Below are 16,827 nucleotides of genomic sequence, written 5' to 3'. Positions count from 1 at the left end.
TTGTTTCCGGCCTCGCCCAGGCGAGTGACCCCAATTACCAGCGCGCTTTCAGCAAGTTTGGCTGGATACCGCCAATCGCATGGGTATTGCTGAATTGCTGTTTAATGCCCGCTTCGAATTCTTCGCGGAAATATTTAATCGCGCTCTGTAAGGGTTCAACCGCACCCGGCGCATGCGCGCAGAAGGTTTTGCCCGGCCCAAGTTGCCGACACAGTTGCTCAAGTGTCTCGATGTCCCCAGGCTGGCCTTCTCCACGCTCCAGCGCGCGCAGAATTTTTACGCTCCACGGCAGACCGTCACGGCACGGCGTACACCAGCCGCAGGATTCGCGGGCGAAAAACTCTTCCAGGTTGCGCACCAGCGACACCATGCCAATCTCATGATCGACGGCCATCGCCAGCGCCGTTCCCAGACGGCTACCCGCTTTACCGATGCTTTCGAATTCCATTGGCAGATCAAGGTGCGCTTCGGTCAGGAAGTCTGTACCTGCACCGCCTGGCTGCCAGGCTTTGAATTTCAGGCCATCGCGCATGCCACCGGCGTAATCTTCGAGAATTTCACGCGCGGTTGTACCGAACGGCAGTTCCCACAGGCCCGGGTTTTTCACGCGGCCGGAGAAGCCCATCAGCTTGGTGCCGGCATCTTTGCTGGTCGAAATGTTCTGATACCACTCAACGCCGTTAGCCAGAATGGCTGGCACGTTGCACAGGGTTTCGACGTTGTTGACACAAGTCGGTTTACCCCATACGCCGGAGCTTGCCGGGAATGGCGGCTTGGAGCGCGGGTTCGCGCGGCGGCCTTCCAGTGAGTTAATCAGCGCCGTTTCTTCACCGCAGATATAACGCCCTGCACCGGTGTGAACAAAGAGTTCGAAATCGAAGCCGCTACCGAGGATATTTTTACCCAGCAAACCCGCTTCGGTCGCTTCGGCAATGGCGCGACGCAGATGCACCGCTGCTTCAATATATTCGCCACGCAGGAAGATGTAGCCACGGTAAGCTTTCAGCGCAAAGGCGGAAATCAGCATGCCTTCCACCAGCAGGTGCGGCAACTGCTCCATCAACAGGCGGTCTTTGTAGGTGCCAGGCTCCATTTCATCGGCGTTACACAGCAGGTAACGGATGTTCATGGATTCGTCTTTCGGCATCAGGCTCCACTTCAGACCGGTGGAGAAGCCCGCGCCGCCACGACCTTTCAGGCCGGAATCTTTTACCGCGTTGACGATTTCGTCCGGCGCCATACCGGAGAGCGCTTTACGCGCACCGGCATAACCATTTTTGCTCTGGTATTCATCGAGCCAGACCGGCTGCTTGTCGTCACGCAGCCGCCAGGTCAGCGGATGAGTTTCGGGAGTACGGATAACTGTTTTCATTTATACCGCTCCAGCAGTTCGGGAATGCCTTCCGGAGTCAGATGCGCGTGAGTGTCCTCATCGATCATCATGTTCGGCCCTTTATCGCAGTTGCCCAGACAGCAGGTCGGCAGCAGCGTAAAGCGGCCGTCGAAAGTGGTCTGGCCCGGCTTGATCTTCAGGTGGCTTTCAATCGCCGACTGAATGCCCTGATAACCGGTGATATGGCAAACCACGCTGTCGCAATAGCGGATCACGTGGCGGCCAACTGGCTGACGGAAGATCTGGCTGTAAAACGTTGCCACGCCTTCGACATCACTCGCCGGGATCCCCAGAACATCAGCAATGGCGTAAATCGCGCCGTCCGGCACCCAGCCACGCTGCTTCTGAACAATCTTCAGCGCTTCAATGGACGCCGCACGCGGGTCTTCGTAGTGGTGCTTTTCGTGCTCAATTGCCTCACGCTCTGCCGCACTCAGCTCAAAAGCCTCGGTTTGTGGTTGTTGATTCTCGTGCATAATTAGCGGTCCACATCTGACATAACAAAATCGATACTACCCAGATAGACGATCAGGTCGGATACCAGGCTACCGCGGATCGCCGACGGAATTTGCTGCAAATGCGCAAAGCTCGGCGTGCGTACGCGCGTGCGGTAGCTCATGGTGCTGCCGTCGCTGGTCAGGTAGTAACTGTTAATACCCTTGGTTGCCTCAATCATCTGGAAGGATTCGTTGGCCGGCATTACCGGGCCCCACGAAACCTGCAGGAAGTGAGTAATCAGGGTTTCGATATGTTGCAGCGTGCGCTCTTTCGGCGGCGGCGTCGTCAGCGGATGATCCGCTTTGAACGGACCTTCCGGCATATTGTTAAGACACTGCTCAAGAATACGCAGGCTCTGGCGCAGCTCTTCCACTTTCAGCATCACACGGGTATAGCAGTCGCTGACGCCACCGCCCACCGGGACTTCAAAGTCGAAGTTTTCATAGCCGGAGTATGGACGCGCTTTGCGCACGTCAAAGTTGATGCCGGTCGCACGCAGACCCGCGCCGGTAGTGCCCCACTCCAGCGCTTCTTTCGCGCCGTAAGCGGCAACACCCTGCGAGCGGCCTTTCAGAATGGTGTTACGCAGCGCTGCTTTCTCATAAGAGGCCAGACGTTTTGGCATCCAGTCGAGGAATTCGCGCAGCAAACGATCCCAGCCGCGCGGCAGATCGTGCGCTACGCCGCCAATACGGAACCAGGCCGGATGCATACGGAAACCGGTAATCGCTTCCACCAGATCGTAGATTTTCTGCCGATCGGTAAAGGCAAAGAACACCGGGGTCATTGCGCCCACGTCCTGAATAAAGGTGGAGATATAAAGCAGGTGGCTGTTGATGCGGAACAGTTCAGAGAGCATCACGCGAATCACGTTGACGCGATCCGGTACGGTGATCCCCGCCAGTTTCTCGACCGCCAGCACATACGGCATTTCGTTAACGCAGCCACCGAGGTACTCAATACGGTCGGTATAAGGAATGTAGCTGTGCCAGGATTGACGCTCGCCCATTTTTTCCGCACCGCGGTGGTGGTAACCGATATCCGGTACACAGTCGACAATTTCTTCGCCGTCGAGTTGCAGGATAATGCGGAAAGCACCGTGCGCAGACGGGTGGTTCGGACCGAGGTTGAGGAACATAAAGTCCTCATTGTCGGTGCCGCGCTTCATCCCCCAATCTTCCGGCTTAAAGGTCAGCGCTTCCATTTCTAAATCCTGCTTGGCTTTGGTCAGCTCAAACGGATCGAATTCGGTGGCGCGCGCCGGGTAATCTTTACGCAGCGGATGTCCCGTCCAGGTCTGCGGCATCATGATGCGCGTCAGGTGCGGGTGACCGTTAAAATTAACGCCAAACATTTCCCAGGTTTCACGCTCGTACCAGTTGGCGTTGGGGAAGAGTTTGGTAAACGTCGGCACGTTCAGATCGTTTTCAGAAAGCGCCACCTTGAGCATGATGTCGCGGTTGCGATCGATCGAAATCAGGTGATAGAAAACGGAAAAATCCGCGGCGGGTAAACCGGCGCGGTGTGTACGTAGACGCTCGTCCATGCCGTGCAGATCGAACAGCATGACATAAGGTTTCGGCAGCTTCTTCAGGAAATCGCCAACTTCCAGCAATTGCTCACGCTTCACCCAAACTACGGGTACCCCGGTACGGGTCGCCTGAACAGTAAAGGCATCCGGCCCAAAACGGTTGCGCAATTCGCCAATGACCGGATCATCCAGATGATCCCGAGTCTGCCATGCAGCTTCTTGCGCGGTTAAATCGGTCATATTGTTCACCATTGCAAAGGGTCCGTGGTGACTGTCGGGTATGGCTTCGCGTTATTGGATTATTGAAATGCGAAGTTCTTTTCCATTACCCACAGGCGCACATTAAATCTCGTCCGGCGTACGCAGATTGGTAACGGCAATGCGTTCTCCACGCTTACGGTCGCGTTCCGACTGCATATTGGCGCGGTAAACGCCCTGATCGCCAACCACCCAGGAGAGAGGACGACGTTCTTTACCAATCGATTCCTGTAACAACATCAGCGCCTGCATATACGCTTCAGGGCGCGGCGGGCAGCCAGGGATGTAAACATCCACCGGGATAAATTTATCGACGCCCTGCACGACAGAGTAGATGTCGTACATACCGCCAGAGTTCGCGCAGGCTCCCATCGAGATAACCCACTTTGGTTCCAGCATCTGGTCATAAAGACGCTGAATGACTGGCGCCATTTTGGTAAAGCAGGTCCCGGCGACAACCATCAGGTCCGCCTGGCGAGGAGAAGCACGCAGTACTTCCGCACCAAAACGCGCGACGTCGTGGACGGCCGTAAAGGAGGTCACCATCTCTACATAGCAGCACGACAGACCAAAGTTATATGGCCAAATTGAGTTTTTACGGCCCCAGTTCACCATATCGTGCAGGGCATTTTCGAGTTTGCCCATGTAAACGCTACGGTTGATTTCTTGTTCCAGGGGGTCGGTTACGATCTCCTGTTTTTGCAGGGGGTAACGGTCGTTCTCACCGTTAGGATCTATGCGGGTGAGCGTATAATCCATCTTATTGCCTCGCGGTTAGCGTTGACGATCAGTGTAGCTGCCAGTCTCTGGGTTGATATGCTCACGGCGCGAACGCACGGGCGTCCAATCCAGCGCGCCAATACGCACCAGATAAACCAGACCAGCCAACAGCACTAAAATAAAAATTGCAGCTTCGACAAAACCGACCCAACCACTCTCGCGAATGGAGGTTGACCATGCATAAAGGTAAAGCGCTTCCACATCGAAGATGACGAAGAACATGGCCACCAGGTAGAACTTGGCGGAGAGACGTAAGCGCGCGGAACCGACAGAATCGATACCGGATTCGAAAGGAACGTTTTTGTGCCTTGCGCGTGCGCGGCCGCCTAAAAAACGACCGCCGACCAGCATCAGGCAACAAAGCCCTATGGCGACAATAAGAAAGATAGCGAATGCCCAGTGATGAGCGATGATTTCAGTGGATGTTGACATACGCATTGCTTAACTCAAAAGGTAGCGTTAATACCTCTGCTCTTGCTGGCAGATGACGCCACATCGATTCACGGGGAGGAATAAAACCACACATTAACTGTGAAAAAGGCGAAAACAGCTAAACGATGTGGGTTTTACTCCTTTCTATAACCTTTTGTCAACTTTAACAAAGGTTTCCTCACATTAGTTTACATCGGCAGCAATTCATTAACATTTAGTGCCGTTTTCTTGATCGGCCTCAAACATACCCACGAAAAAACCAGGTGTTGAATCGTGTCCGTTGTGAGCTTTTCCGGATATTACCCGCTTATTTTGACAGGATTTTGTCCGGATTCCTCCCCCTCATTGGGAGTATTTTCTTGATCTGAGACACGCTTTTGTTAATTCATCGCAAAAAACGGCAACAATCCAGCTTGATTTTTAACATGAGCTTAAGGCATGAAAGACTATAGTTGATAAAGGGGTATATTGCTGTGAGGAGTATTAACTTCTTGAAAGGAAATGTGATTTAGTGAGTCAATAATTCATCCGGGAAATGTTCCGATATAAAACGAACCAGTGGCAGCGATTTCACTGCCAGCGGTTCATTTTTGCACTCACATTTTGTTACCAGTTTTGGCGCAAAATGTTAGCCAAAATCCCCTTCAACGATGAGCGGATCCCCGTCTTCTTCAGACCCAAGGTTCCCGTAATGCCACGGGTTCTGGTAATGCTCCATCGCCTGAAAAATAACCTGCGCCAGTTCATTCTGGCTATGGGGATTATAGCCCAGCAGATATTCCGTATCAGGTAACAACGGCAGGCCATCGGCGCGACTTAAAACCCGCAAATCCGGACTCATCATTTCAACAGGGCGCGCGGTGACACCAAGCCCGGCTTTCACTGCTGCTTTCACGGCCGAAAGCGTTGATGCCACATAAGCCATGCGCCAGGGAATATCGGCAGTATTGAGTGCATTAATCACCATGTCGCGAAACGCACTGGGTTCATCCAACAACACAAGTGGAATGGCCTCACCTTTCTGCAGAACATATTCCGCCGAACAGTACCAGTGCGTAGGGGATGTACGTAACGTCAGGCAATCAAACTGCCCGTAGCGATGCGTTGTTACCACCAGATCGAGGTCATGATCCTGAAGACGATCGTCGGATAACGGGTTGCGCTTCACGCGCACATCCAGCGCCAGTTTCGGATATACCGAGCTAATACGATTAAGCAAGAAAGGCAAAATGGTATCGGCTGATTCGTCAGAAGCGCCAATAGTTAATACGCCCTGCAAATTGCTAAACATCAGCGATGTACACGCTTCATCATTGAAACGTAAGATCTTTCGCGCATAACCCAGTAATTGAATACCGTGTTCGGTTAAAAGTTTATTACGCCCATGACGCGCAAAAAGTTCTTTTCCCACTAACTGTTCCAGCCGCTGCATTTGCTGGCTTACGGCAGACTGGGTGCGACATACCGCAGCAGCAGCCGCAGCAAAGGTGTTCAGATCAGCGACCGCAACGAAAGTTCTCAGCAGATCGAGGTCGAGATTCAGTATCGGACGATTTGCATTTATCATATTTTTTCACTTACGGGTTGCTCGCGCAGAGTGCCCCGGGTTTATGCTGTGCTCGTAAGATTAAGTAATTCCATTTAAAAAGTGCATCCAGCAACGTCATGACTCATCAAAGTCTGACAGTAAGTTCTCGTGTTTATAGTTCGCTGTCTAATGCAAGCTGAACCCATTGGCTTTATTTCGCATGCTCCATTCCTTCTGGATATATAAACCGTGGTAAACCTTGCGAATGCTTTTAAGAAAAGAACCTGTTTATGCACATCACTGGCTATACATAGCACATGTATCATATACCATAAGGCTATATAAGCGGACTGGAGTAAAACCGAATAATAACAACCAACTAAAATTAAGAAATAGCCCTTAACTAAAGCATGGCTTTTCACTTCAGCACCATTTCTTGCCCTCCGAGTTTAACCTAAAACCTTTATATTTATAAGCATTATTGCGAATAATCTTAAACCGCAATTGTCATCATGTCCGACCTCTCGTTATAATATTAGAGACGAACATAGTTCCCATTCTCAATATTAATTAGCTACTAATTGACAACCGGTCTAACTATTAATAATGCTTAACATTGTGTTTACAGCATAAACATTCCCCTCTGACGAAATGTATGATCCCATCTCGCCATCATCCAGATTTTGCGAAGAATTCTCTGTCTGTTTACGTACTTCTTTTTTAAACCCGCACTAACCAAGAGGTCTTTATTAGCTATAAATTACAATTTTTTATGTATTTGTGATATTAAAAACTGAAAATTAACGTAAAGGCAGTTTAAGATCAAAGAAAAAATAAAAGAAAACAGTTAAAAAAACGTTAACTAATAAGAAAGTTACCGCGAAATCTTCTTCTGCTAACCCTTCAAAACTGACGGGCGTGGGAGTACATTATTCCGTGCTCACTCCACGGCAGGCAGTGGCTCCCATAGCTAAAAGGTCAAAAGGTTCATGTCCTCCATCGAAAAATCCAGCAAATTAGATAATGTCTGTTACGACATTCGTGGCCCAGTTCTGAAAGAAGCAAAGCGTCTGGAAGAAGAAGGCAATAAAGTTCTTAAACTTAACATCGGCAACCCTGCTCCATTCGGCTTCGAAGCGCCGGATGAAATTTTGGTCGATGTGATTCGTAACCTGCCAGGCGCGCAGGGCTATTGCGATTCCAAAGGGCTTTATTCAGCCCGCAAAGCGATCATGCAGCACTATCAGGCGCGCGGTATGCGCGAAGTGACCGTTGAAGATATCTATATTGGTAACGGTGTTTCTGAATTGATCGTTCAGTCGATGCAGGCGCTGCTTAACAGCGGTGACGAAATGCTGGTTCCCGCCCCGGATTACCCGCTGTGGACAGCGGCCGTGTCGCTTTCCGGTGGTAAAGCCGTGCATTATCTGTGTGATGAATCTGCTGGCTGGTTCCCGGATCTTGACGATATTCGCGCCAAAATCACACCGCGCACCCGGGGTATTGTAATTATCAACCCGAACAACCCTACCGGCGCGGTTTATTCAAAAGAACTGTTGATGGAAGTGGTTGAAATTGCGCGTCAGCACAACCTGATCATCTTCGCCGATGAGATCTACGACAAAATTCTTTACGATGCGGCCGAGCACCACTCTATCGCCGCACTGGCACCGGATCTGTTCACTATTACCTTTAATGGTCTGTCTAAAACCTACCGCGTAGCAGGTTTCCGTCAGGGCTGGATGGTGCTGAGCGGGCCGAAAAAACACGCGAAAGGTTATATCGAAGGGCTGGAAATGCTGGCCTCGATGCGCCTTTGCGCCAACGTTCCGGCACAGCATGCGATTCAGACTGCGCTCGGCGGTTACCAGAGTATCAGTGAATTTATTGTGCCGGGCGGGCGTCTGTATGAACAGCGCAACCGCGCATGGGAACTGATTAATGAAATTCCCGGGGTTTCCTGCGTGAAGCCAAGCGGCGCACTCTATATGTTCCCGAAAATTGACGCGAAACGCTTTAATATTCACGACGATCAAAAGATGGTGCTCGACTTCCTGCTACAGGAAAAAGTGCTGTTGGTGCAGGGTTCCGCGTTCAACTGGCCGTGGCCGGATCACGTACGTATCGTGACGCTGCCGCGCGAAGACGATCTGGAGATGGCGATTAGCCGTTTTGGCCGTTTCCTCTCGGGTTATCATCAATGATCTCCCTCGGGGGAGGATTTGCATCTTCCCCCACTCTCTGCGCACAATGACTCAGGTCGCAGTCACAGACAAGGTTAACTATGAGTCAGAGTCATTTCTTCGCCCACCTTTCCCGCCTTAAACTGATCAATCGTTGGCCGCTGATGCGCAACGTACGCACCGAAAATGTGTCCGAGCACAGCCTGCAAGTGGCGATGGTCGCCCATGCGCTGGCGGCAATAAAAAACCGCAAATTCAATGGTCAGCTCAATGCCGAACGTATTGCGTTACTGGCTATGTATCATGACGCATCGGAAGTTCTGACCGGCGATCTGCCCACCCCGGTCAAGTATTTCAATTCGCAAATTGCGCAGGAATATAAAGCGATCGAAAAGATTGCCCAGCAAAAGCTGGTCGAAATGGTGCCGGAAGAGTTACAGGACATTTTTGCGCCGCTGATTGATGAACGTCACTACACCGCAGAAGAAAAAGCAATCGTGAAACAGGCAGATGCACTATGCGCCTATCTGAAATGTCTGGAAGAGTTATCCGCCGGCAATAATGAATTCGGGCTGGCAAAATCTCGCCTCGAAAAAACGCTTGATGCCCGGCGCAGCCCGGAAATGGACTACTTTATGCAAATCTTTGTGCCCAGTTTCCATTTATCGCTGGATGAAATCAGCCAGGATTCACCGCTGTAAGTATTCTTTGCCGGGTGAACGCCACCCGGCAAACGCGTCAAAACGGAAACAGCACTGGGATCAGCACCGCACAAACCACCATCACCAGCAGCGTAAACGGCACGCCGATCTTAACAAAATCACTAAACTGGTAATTGCCAGGCCCGAGCACCAGTGTGTTGACCGGTGATGAAACAGGCGTCATGAATGCCGCTGATGCCGCCATTGCCACCATCATGACAAATGGGTACGGCGAAACGCCCATCGATTTTGCCGCCGCCAACGCAATCGGCGCCATTAGCACCGCAGTCGCGGTGTTCGAGATAAACAGCCCGATGACCGCGCACATGATAAACAGGCAGATCAGCATCACGTGCGGCCCATAACCGCCGCCGATATCCATCAACCCCTTAACCACCAGATCCACGCCGCCGGTTTTTTGCAGCGCCAGCGCAAACGGCATCATCCCGACGATCAGAATAATGCTCGGCCAGTGAATAGCCTTATAGGCGCTTTCAGCATCGATACAACGGAATTTCCCCATTAGTATGCAGGCGATAATCGCGGCGATCGGATTGGGAATTTCATCGGTAAGCATCAGGGCAACCATCAGCACCAGGCAAAAAATCGCATGCGGTGCCTGGCTGTGAGCGGGCGAAGCGGCGCTCTCTTCAACCGGTAAATTGAGCACCACAAAGTCGCGTCCGTGAGAACCCAACTGGCGGATCAGTTTCCAGTTACCGACGACCAGAAAAATATCGCCCAGTTCAAGTGTGATATCCGTAATCACGCCGTCAACCGCTTCGCCGTTGCGCTTCAGGCCAACCACGTTTAAGCCGTAACGGGTACGAAACCCGATTTCGCGAACCGTCTTACCTATCAGTTCAGAATCCGGAATTAACGACACTTCCGCCATCCCTACATCCAGCGCTTGATCGGAAAAATATTCACCGCGCAGCACCATGGGTTCCAGCAACTGCTCGGCGCAGAATTCGCGCAAATCCACCTCGGCAGCAGACATATCAATCAGCAGAACGTCGCGGGCACGGAACTCGGAGACACCGTTGACGTTGACAATTACCCGCCGAAAACGCCTCCAGCGTTCAACGCCAATAACATTCGCGCCATAGCGTTCGCGAAGCCGCAAATCATCAAGGCGCTGGCCGATCAAAGGAGAACCGGGACGAATAGCAAGGCGACGCGCCCGCCCGGTAAGGCGGTACTCTTTAATCAGCTCGCGAAACGAACGGCGTTTCCAACCGTCACGCTGCGCTTGCTCATCATCCCCTTTCAACATAAAACGCATCAGCAGCATATAGATGATCCCCAGCAGCAGGATCACCAGGCCCAGCGGCGTCACGCTAAAAAAGCCGAACCCTTTCATGCCTTCTCGTAAAAGCTCGCTGTTCACTACCAGGTTAGGCGGCGTTGCCACCAGCGTCATCATACCGCTGATAAGCCCGGCGAAACTGAGCGGCATCATCAGACGCGAAGGCGAAATCTGCATGCGTAGCGAAACGCTCATGACTACCGGTATAAAAATCGCTACTACACCCGTAGAACTCATAAAAGCGCCCAGCCCGGCAACGGTAAACATGAGCAGCACCAGCATTTTCACTTCGCTGCTGCCGGCCATATCAACCAGCCATGCGCCCATATTCGTCGCCACGCCGGTGCGCACCAGGCCATCGCCGATAATAAACAGTGCGGCAATCAGGATCACATTGGGATCGCTAAAACCTGAAAAGGCTTCGGGCAGAGTGAGTGTGCCACTTAAAACAAAGGCGACAATCACAAACAGCGCCACCGCATCCATGCGGACTTTACCCGTTGCGAAAAGCACAACGGTAATCGCCAGCAGACACAGCACCCAAATCAGTTCACCGTTCACAACATATCCTTGTCAGTTGATGGAGGGGAAATAGTGCCATAAAAAACCCCACAAATGTGGGGTTAAATCATGGATTCAGGCATTTAGCGTGACAATCGCCGTTCCGTCTGACTGCTTCGCAACACTCAGCGCTTCGAGGCTGGTAAGCACGAAATCGGCTTCATCAAGCCGGGGAGAATCGGCCGGAACATTTACCGCAATGACGTGGCATCCTGCTGCCAACCCGGACAAAACGCCCGCAGCAGCATCTTCAACCACCACGCAATCCTGTGGTGCCAGCCCCAGCCGCTCTGCGCCAAGCAGATAAGCATCCGGAGCAGGTTTACCATGCTTAACCTGCTCGGCGGTGATAAACACTTCCGGCGCAGGCAGACCGGCTGCGCGGTGACGGGCGTGAGCAACCGGCACGGAACCGGAAGTAACAATCGCCCAAGGAATCCCTGCCGAATCAAGGTGCTCCAGTAATGCGATAGCGCCCGGCAACGGGGCGATCCCGTCGGTATCCGCCGCCTCGATGGCTTCCAGCCAGGTAAACTCGGCGGCAATTTCCTCTTCCGTTTTTCCCGGCATAAAGTGACGCAGCGAGGTAATCGCCTGTTTGCCATGGATGAAATTCAGCACTTCATCATGCGCGATGCCAAACCTGTCTGCCCAGCTACACCATGCCCGCTCAACAACGGGCAGAGAATTAACCAACGTGCCATCAAGATCAAACAGAAATCCTTTGCACTGCACACTCACCTCCTCAGGCGTTGATAATCTGATTAATTTCGTTGCTGCTCAGATGATACTGACGCGGGCAGGAGTGCCATACGCTCAGCATGCGCTGATATTTTTCCCACATTGGCGTTTGCGCATTAAAGCCGTGCGTACCCGCATCGAAATGGGTGTAGCGGCCTTCAATATTCACCATAAAACGCACATAGCCGAGGTAACGCGCTTCCGTTGCCGCGTCAAAGCCAAGGAAAGTCACGCGGCGTTCATCGATGGTGTTGGCGTCTTTCAGGTTGGTCCAGGAGACATGGAGCGCGTGATACATCTCCATGATATCGATAACAATGCGGCAGGTTTCTTCTTTCAGCTCGCCGAACTCGCGATCCAGTTCGCGCATTTGCAGCCCATAGCCACGCTCAATAATGGTCTGTAAACGGCGGTAGCGTTCTGCATTCGCCGGATCCATCATGGTCATCATTTTATACTGATTGGATAAGATCAGACGTTGGGCATTAGTCATTTCCATCTTTCGACTCCTGTGGCTCATCGGCGCTTTAAATAAGATGTTTCGAGTTTACATGCTGAAAACGATGGCTTTCTTGATTTGCCGGGGGTGTTGCGTAGATCCAAATGAAAATAAAAAAGAAGCCACCGCAAAGATGCCTTCTTTTATACAGACTGCGATTCCTGATGGCGTCACAGATCATCAAGAAATGTTTTATCCAACTGCTTGAAAGCACGCTTAAGGGTGTCCGCCAGCGCCTGATAATCAGGTTTGCCTTCGACCGGCGCCAGCGCCTGTCCCGCTTCCTGGAGTTTGCCGCGCACTTCGTAAAACCAGTGCAAAATGGAAGGCGGTAGCGGCGTGACGGAGCGTTTACCCAGCCACCATAGCCCCTGCATTGGCAGGCTGAGGGCAAACAGCGCGGTCGCCACTGCCGGGCCAAGTTGACCGCCAAGCGCGATTTGCCAGCACAGAGTGAAGACCGCGAGCGGCGGCATAAAGCGGATAGCGTGACGCGTTGCGCGGATCACGCGATTCTCAACAAACATCGGAGCGAGGCGTTTTTCCATGGGCCAGGTCTTCGCATAGCGCTGACCCCGACGAAACAAACTGAAGAAACTGACGGGTCGATTCTCAGAAGTGGACATGGGCTTACCTCAACTTCACATATAAAAATTAAAAAATTTGTGCAAAACAACAACTACGGATGACAACGTTAAAATTTTTTGTCAATCCCGCCTGGTATCAGGTATCCTGTGGCAGCCTGACCAGGGCCTATAGACGACAATCGTTAAGTCGTCAAATGTAAAGCTTATTATGCCACTGTCTGAAATTTGCGCAAAATAGCTTAAAATCTTATGTATTCTTCCATCATGCCAAAAAATATATTCAGCATGATGTTAATCATAAATGTCAGCGTCAACCTGCGCTACGCTGTGCGACTCACTGACCTTTTTTTTAGCCACGTATCATAAATAGGTACTTCCATGTCGAGTAAGTTAGTACTGGTTCTGAACTGCGGTAGTTCCTCGCTGAAATTTGCCATCATCGATGCATCTAACGGTGACGAATACCTTTCTGGTTTAGCCGAATGTTTCCATCTCCCTGAAGCACGCATCAAGTGGAAAATCGATGGCGGTAAACAAGAAGCGGCTTTAGGTGCAGGTGCCGCTCACAGTGAAGCGCTGAACTTTATCGTTAACACTATTCTGGCACAAAAACCAGAACTGTCTGCACAGTTGACTGCTATTGGTCACCGTATCGTGCACGGTGGTGAAAAATACACCAGCTCCGTTGTGATCGACGAATCTGTTATTCAGGGCATCAAAGATGCAGCCTCTTTCGCACCGCTGCATAACCCGGCTCACCTGATTGGTATCGCTGAAGCGCTGAAATCCTTCCCGAAACTGAAGGACAAAAACGTCGCTGTCTTTGACACCGCGTTCCACACCACGATGCCGGAAGAGTCCTACCTGTACGCGCTGCCGTACAAACTGTATAAAGAGCACGGCGTACGTCGTTACGGCGCGCACGGCACCAGCCACTTCTATGTTACTCAGGAAGCGGCCAAAATGCTGAACAAACCGGTTGAAGAGCTGAACATCATCACTTGCCACCTCGGCAACGGTGGTTCTGTTTCCGCAATTCGCAACGGTAAATGTGTTGATACTTCCATGGGTCTGACACCGCTGGAAGGTCTGGTAATGGGTACCCGTTCCGGTGATATCGATCCGGCTATCGTGTTCCATCTGCATGACACTCTGGGCATGAGCGTTGAAGCGATCAACAAAATGCTGACCAAAGAGTCCGGCCTGCTGGGTCTGACCGAAGTCACCAGCGACTGCCGTTATGTAGAAGACAACTACAAAGAGAAAGAAGACGCCAAACGTGCGATGGATGTTTACTGCCACCGCCTGGCAAAATACATCGGTTCTTACACTGCGCTGATGGATGGCCGTCTGGACGCCGTTGTCTTCACCGGTGGTATCGGTGAAAACGCCGCAATGGTACGTGAACTTTCCCTGGGCCGTCTGGGCGTACTGGGCTTTGAAGTTGACCACGAACGTAACCTGGCTGCCCGTTTCGGCAAGTCTGGTTTTATCAACAAAGAAGGCACCCGTCCTGCCGTTGTTATCCCGACCAACGAAGAACTGGTTATCGCGCAAGACGCGAGCCGCCTGACTGCCTGATTACCCACACCGCCAGCCAACGCTGGCGGTGCTGTTTTGTAACCCGTCTGCAATGACGGTAACGAAAGAGGATTAACCGTGTCCCGTATTATTATGCTGATCCCTACCGGAACCAGCGTCGGCCTGACCAGCGTCAGCCTTGGCGTTATCCGTGCTATGGAACGCAAAGGCGTTCGTCTGAGCGTCTTTAAACCGATCGCCCAGCCGCGTGCTGGCGGCGATGCTCCGGACCAGACCACCACCATCGTGCGTGCGACTTCTGGCCTGCCAGCGGCTGAACCGCTGAAAATGAGCCATGTTGAGTCTCTGCTCTCCAGCAACCAGAAAGACGTGCTGATGGAAGAGATCATCGCGCGCTATCACGAAAGCAGCAAAGACGCTGAAGTCGTGCTGGTAGAAGGTCTGGTTCCGACCCGCAAACACCAGTTTGCCGATTCACTGAACTTTGAAATCGCGAAAACGCTGAACGCAGAAATTGTGTTTGTTATGTCTCAGGGCACTGACACACAGGAACAGCTGAAAGAGCGTATCGAACTGACCCGTAACAGCTTCGGCGGCGCAAAAAATACCAATATCACCGGCGTTATCGTTAACAAACTGAACGCACCGGTTGACGATCAGGGCCGTACTCGCCCGGATCTGTCAGAAATTTTTGATGACTCTTCCAAAGCGAAAGTCGTACATGTTGATGCGGCAAAACTGCAGGAAACCAGCCCGCTGCCGGTACTCGGCGCGATTCCATGGAGTTTCGATCTGATTGCCACGCGTGCAATCGATATGGCACGTCACCTGAATGCGACCATCGTCAACGAAGGCGACATCAAAACCCGCCGCGTGAAATCCGTGACTTTCTGTGCGCGCAGCATTCCGCACATGCTGGAACACTTCCGCCCGGGTTCTCTGCTGGTGACTTCCGCAGATCGTCCGGACGTGCTGGTTGCTGCCTGCCTGGCGGCAATGAACGGCGTAGAAATCGGTGCTCTGCTGCTGACTGGCGGCTACGAAATGGATGCCAGCGTTCGCAAACTGTGTGAACGTGCATTCGCTACCGGCCTGCCGGTATTTATGGTGAACACCAACACCTGGCAGACCTCCCTGAGCCTGCAAAGCTTCAACCTGGAAGTTCCGACTGACGATAGCGAACGTGTTGAAAACGTTCAGGAATACGTTGCCCGCTACATCAACGCACAGTGGATTGACTCCCTGACCGCGACTTCCGAGCGCAGCCGTCGTCTTTCTCCGCCAGCCTTCCGTTACCAGCTCACCGAGCTGGCGCGCAAAGCGGGCAAACGCGTTGTTCTGCCGGAAGGCGACGAGCCGCGTACCGTTAAAGCCGCTGCGATTTGTGCCGAACGCGGCATCGCGACCTGTGTCCTGCTGGGCAACCCGGAAGAGATCAACCGCGTTGCGGCGGCTCAGGGCGTTGAACTGGGTACTGGTATCGAAATCGTTGACCCTGAAGTGGTTCGCGAAAGCTACGTTGCCCGTCTGGTTGAGCTGCGTAAGAGCAAGGGTATGACCGAAGCCGTTGCCCGCGAACAGTTGGAAGATAACGTCGTTCTCGGCACGCTGATGCTGGAACAGGATGAAGTTGATGGTCTGGTTTCCGGTGCTGTTCACACCACCGCAAACACCATTCGTCCGCCGCTGCAGCTGATCAAAACCGCACCGGGTAGCTCGCTGGTTTCTTCCGTGTTCTTCATGCTGCTGCCGGAACAGGTTTACGTTTACGGCGACTGCGCGATCAACCCGGATCCGACCGCTGAACAACTGGCTGAAATCGCGATTCAGTCTGCTGATTCTGCTACCGCTTTCGGTATTGAGCCGCGCGTAGCAATGCTCTCCTACTCCACCGGTAACTCAGGTGCAGGTAGCGATGTAGAGAAAGTGCGTGAAGCGACCCGTCTGGCGCAGGAAAAACGTCCTGACCTGGTTATCGATGGTCCGTTGCAGTACGACGCCGCAGTTATGGCTGACGTTGCGAAGTCCAAAGCGCCGAACTCTCCGGTTGCCGGTCGCGCTACCGTGTTCATCTTCCCGGATCTGAACACCGGTAACACCACCTACAAAGCGGTACAGCGTTCTGCCGATCTGATCTCCATCGGGCCGATGCTGCAGGGCATGCGCAAACCGGTTAACGACCTGTCCCGTGGCGCGCTGGTTGACGATATCGTCTACACCATCGCTCTGACCGCCATTCAGGCGTCTCAGCAGCAGTAATTGTATCGGATGGCGTTAGCGCTAT

At 52.4% G+C, this 16,827-nt stretch carries 14 protein-coding genes; 4 read left to right on the top strand and 10 right to left on the bottom strand.

From position 1 onward, the window contains the following. Nucleotides 1–34: 34 nt before the first annotated feature. The 6 genes from nuoF to lrhA form a co-directional block, all read right to left on the bottom strand. Nucleotides 35–1,372, bottom strand: coding sequence for an NADH-quinone oxidoreductase subunit NuoF (nuoF, locus tag AWR26_RS08180; RefSeq protein ID WP_064564868.1), 1,338 nt, complete (start codon nt 1,370–1,372; stop codon nt 35–37). Then, a complete protein-coding gene (gene nuoE, locus AWR26_RS08175) occupies nt 1,369–1,869 on the bottom strand; it encodes an NADH-quinone oxidoreductase subunit NuoE (RefSeq protein WP_007371090.1) in 501 nt (166 codons plus the stop codon). Before nuoE ends, nuoF begins: the two co-directional genes overlap by 4 nt. Nucleotides 1,870–1,871: 2 nt before the next feature. Continuing rightward, the gene (gene nuoC, locus AWR26_RS08170) at nt 1,872–3,674 is read right to left on the bottom strand and encodes an NADH-quinone oxidoreductase subunit C/D (protein ID WP_074922510.1); all 1,803 of its coding nucleotides are present in this window, start codon (nt 3,672–3,674) and stop codon (nt 1,872–1,874) included. A 90-nt stretch (nt 3,675–3,764) separates the two neighbouring features. Then, nucleotides 3,765–4,439, bottom strand: coding sequence for an NADH-quinone oxidoreductase subunit NuoB (nuoB, locus tag AWR26_RS08165; protein WP_007371088.1), 675 nt, complete (start codon nt 4,437–4,439; stop codon nt 3,765–3,767). 15 nt (nt 4,440–4,454) lie between these two features. Then, the gene (gene nuoA, locus AWR26_RS08160; RefSeq protein ID WP_035889801.1) at nt 4,455–4,898 is read right to left on the bottom strand and encodes an NADH-quinone oxidoreductase subunit NuoA; all 444 of its coding nucleotides are present in this window, start codon (nt 4,896–4,898) and stop codon (nt 4,455–4,457) included. Between the two features lie 622 nt (nt 4,899–5,520). Then, nucleotides 5,521–6,459: a transcriptional regulator LrhA gene (gene lrhA, locus AWR26_RS08155; protein ID WP_064564866.1), complete on the bottom strand. Its 939-nt coding sequence runs from the start codon at nt 6,457–6,459 to the stop codon at nt 5,521–5,523. A 950-nt stretch (nt 6,460–7,409) separates the two neighbouring features. Here lrhA and AWR26_RS08150 point away from each other — a divergent pair. Together AWR26_RS08150 and yfbR are read left to right on the top strand one after the other, a co-directional pair. After that, nucleotides 7,410–8,624 carry a pyridoxal phosphate-dependent aminotransferase gene (locus AWR26_RS08150; RefSeq protein WP_007371084.1) on the top strand — a complete coding sequence of 405 codons (1,215 nt, stop codon included), beginning with the start codon at nt 7,410–7,412 and terminating at the stop codon, nt 8,622–8,624. Nucleotides 8,625–8,704: 80 nt separating this feature from the next. Next, complete coding sequence (yfbR, locus tag AWR26_RS08145) at nt 8,705–9,304, top strand: 5'-deoxynucleotidase (protein WP_064564864.1); 600 nt, start codon at nt 8,705–8,707, stop codon at nt 9,302–9,304. Between the two features lie 37 nt (nt 9,305–9,341). Here yfbR and AWR26_RS08140 read toward each other — a convergent pair whose 3' ends face one another. The 4 genes from AWR26_RS08140 to yfbV form a co-directional block, all read right to left on the bottom strand. Next, complete coding sequence (locus AWR26_RS08140) at nt 9,342–11,174, bottom strand: SLC13 family permease (RefSeq protein WP_064564863.1); 1,833 nt, start codon at nt 11,172–11,174, stop codon at nt 9,342–9,344. A 75-nt stretch (nt 11,175–11,249) separates the two neighbouring features. Beyond that, nucleotides 11,250–11,909, bottom strand: coding sequence for a sugar phosphatase (locus tag AWR26_RS08135; RefSeq protein WP_064564860.1), 660 nt, complete (start codon nt 11,907–11,909; stop codon nt 11,250–11,252). A 10-nt stretch (nt 11,910–11,919) separates the two neighbouring features. Then, the gene (locus AWR26_RS08130) at nt 11,920–12,414 is read right to left on the bottom strand and encodes a YfbU family protein (RefSeq protein ID WP_043952895.1); all 495 of its coding nucleotides are present in this window, start codon (nt 12,412–12,414) and stop codon (nt 11,920–11,922) included. Nucleotides 12,415–12,584: 170 nt separating this feature from the next. Further along, nucleotides 12,585–13,040, bottom strand: coding sequence for a terminus macrodomain insulation protein YfbV (gene yfbV, locus AWR26_RS08125; protein WP_043952894.1), 456 nt, complete (start codon nt 13,038–13,040; stop codon nt 12,585–12,587). 339 nt (nt 13,041–13,379) lie between these two features. Here yfbV and ackA point away from each other — a divergent pair, with 339 nt between their 5' ends. Further along, complete coding sequence (gene ackA / locus AWR26_RS08120; protein ID WP_064564859.1) at nt 13,380–14,582, top strand: acetate kinase; 1,203 nt, start codon at nt 13,380–13,382, stop codon at nt 14,580–14,582. A 78-nt stretch (nt 14,583–14,660) separates the two neighbouring features. Beyond that, nucleotides 14,661–16,802, top strand: coding sequence for a phosphate acetyltransferase (gene pta, locus AWR26_RS08115; protein ID WP_064564857.1), 2,142 nt, complete (start codon nt 14,661–14,663; stop codon nt 16,800–16,802). Nucleotides 16,803–16,827: the final 25 nt, after the last annotated feature.

The sequence above is a fragment of the Kosakonia oryzae genome, from assembly GCF_001658025.2.
GTDB classification, from domain to species: domain Bacteria; phylum Pseudomonadota; class Gammaproteobacteria; order Enterobacterales; family Enterobacteriaceae; genus Kosakonia; species Kosakonia oryzae.
The sequence above is the reverse complement of the archived record's forward strand: the minus strand, read 5'-3'. Positions and strand labels throughout refer to the sequence as shown.

What these genes read in the sequence shown, in the direction of transcription:
- nuoE (WP_007371090.1), bottom strand. Translation starts at nt 1,869, where the DNA reads ATGCACGAGAATCAACAACCACAAACCGAGGCTTTTGAGCTGAGTGCG.
- ackA (WP_064564859.1), top strand. Translation starts at nt 13,380, where the DNA reads ATGTCGAGTAAGTTAGTACTGGTTCTGAACTGCGGTAGTTCCTCGCTG.
- yfbV (WP_043952894.1), bottom strand. Translation starts at nt 13,040, where the DNA reads ATGTCCACTTCTGAGAATCGACCCGTCAGTTTCTTCAGTTTGTTTCGT.
- nuoC (WP_074922510.1), bottom strand. Translation starts at nt 3,674, where the DNA reads ATGGTGAACAATATGACCGATTTAACCGCGCAAGAAGCTGCATGGCAG.
- nuoB (WP_007371088.1), bottom strand. Translation starts at nt 4,439, where the DNA reads ATGGATTATACGCTCACCCGCATAGATCCTAACGGTGAGAACGACCGT.
- AWR26_RS08130 (WP_043952895.1), bottom strand. Translation starts at nt 12,414, where the DNA reads ATGGAAATGACTAATGCCCAACGTCTGATCTTATCCAATCAGTATAAA.
- yfbR (WP_064564864.1), top strand. Translation starts at nt 8,705, where the DNA reads ATGAGTCAGAGTCATTTCTTCGCCCACCTTTCCCGCCTTAAACTGATC.
- lrhA (WP_064564866.1), bottom strand. Translation starts at nt 6,459, where the DNA reads ATGATAAATGCAAATCGTCCGATACTGAATCTCGACCTCGATCTGCTG.
- AWR26_RS08150 (WP_007371084.1), top strand. Translation starts at nt 7,410, where the DNA reads ATGTCCTCCATCGAAAAATCCAGCAAATTAGATAATGTCTGTTACGAC.
- nuoF (WP_064564868.1), bottom strand. Translation starts at nt 1,372, where the DNA reads ATGAAAACAGTTATCCGTACTCCCGAAACTCATCCGCTGACCTGGCGG.
- nuoA (WP_035889801.1), bottom strand. Translation starts at nt 4,898, where the DNA reads ATGCGTATGTCAACATCCACTGAAATCATCGCTCATCACTGGGCATTC.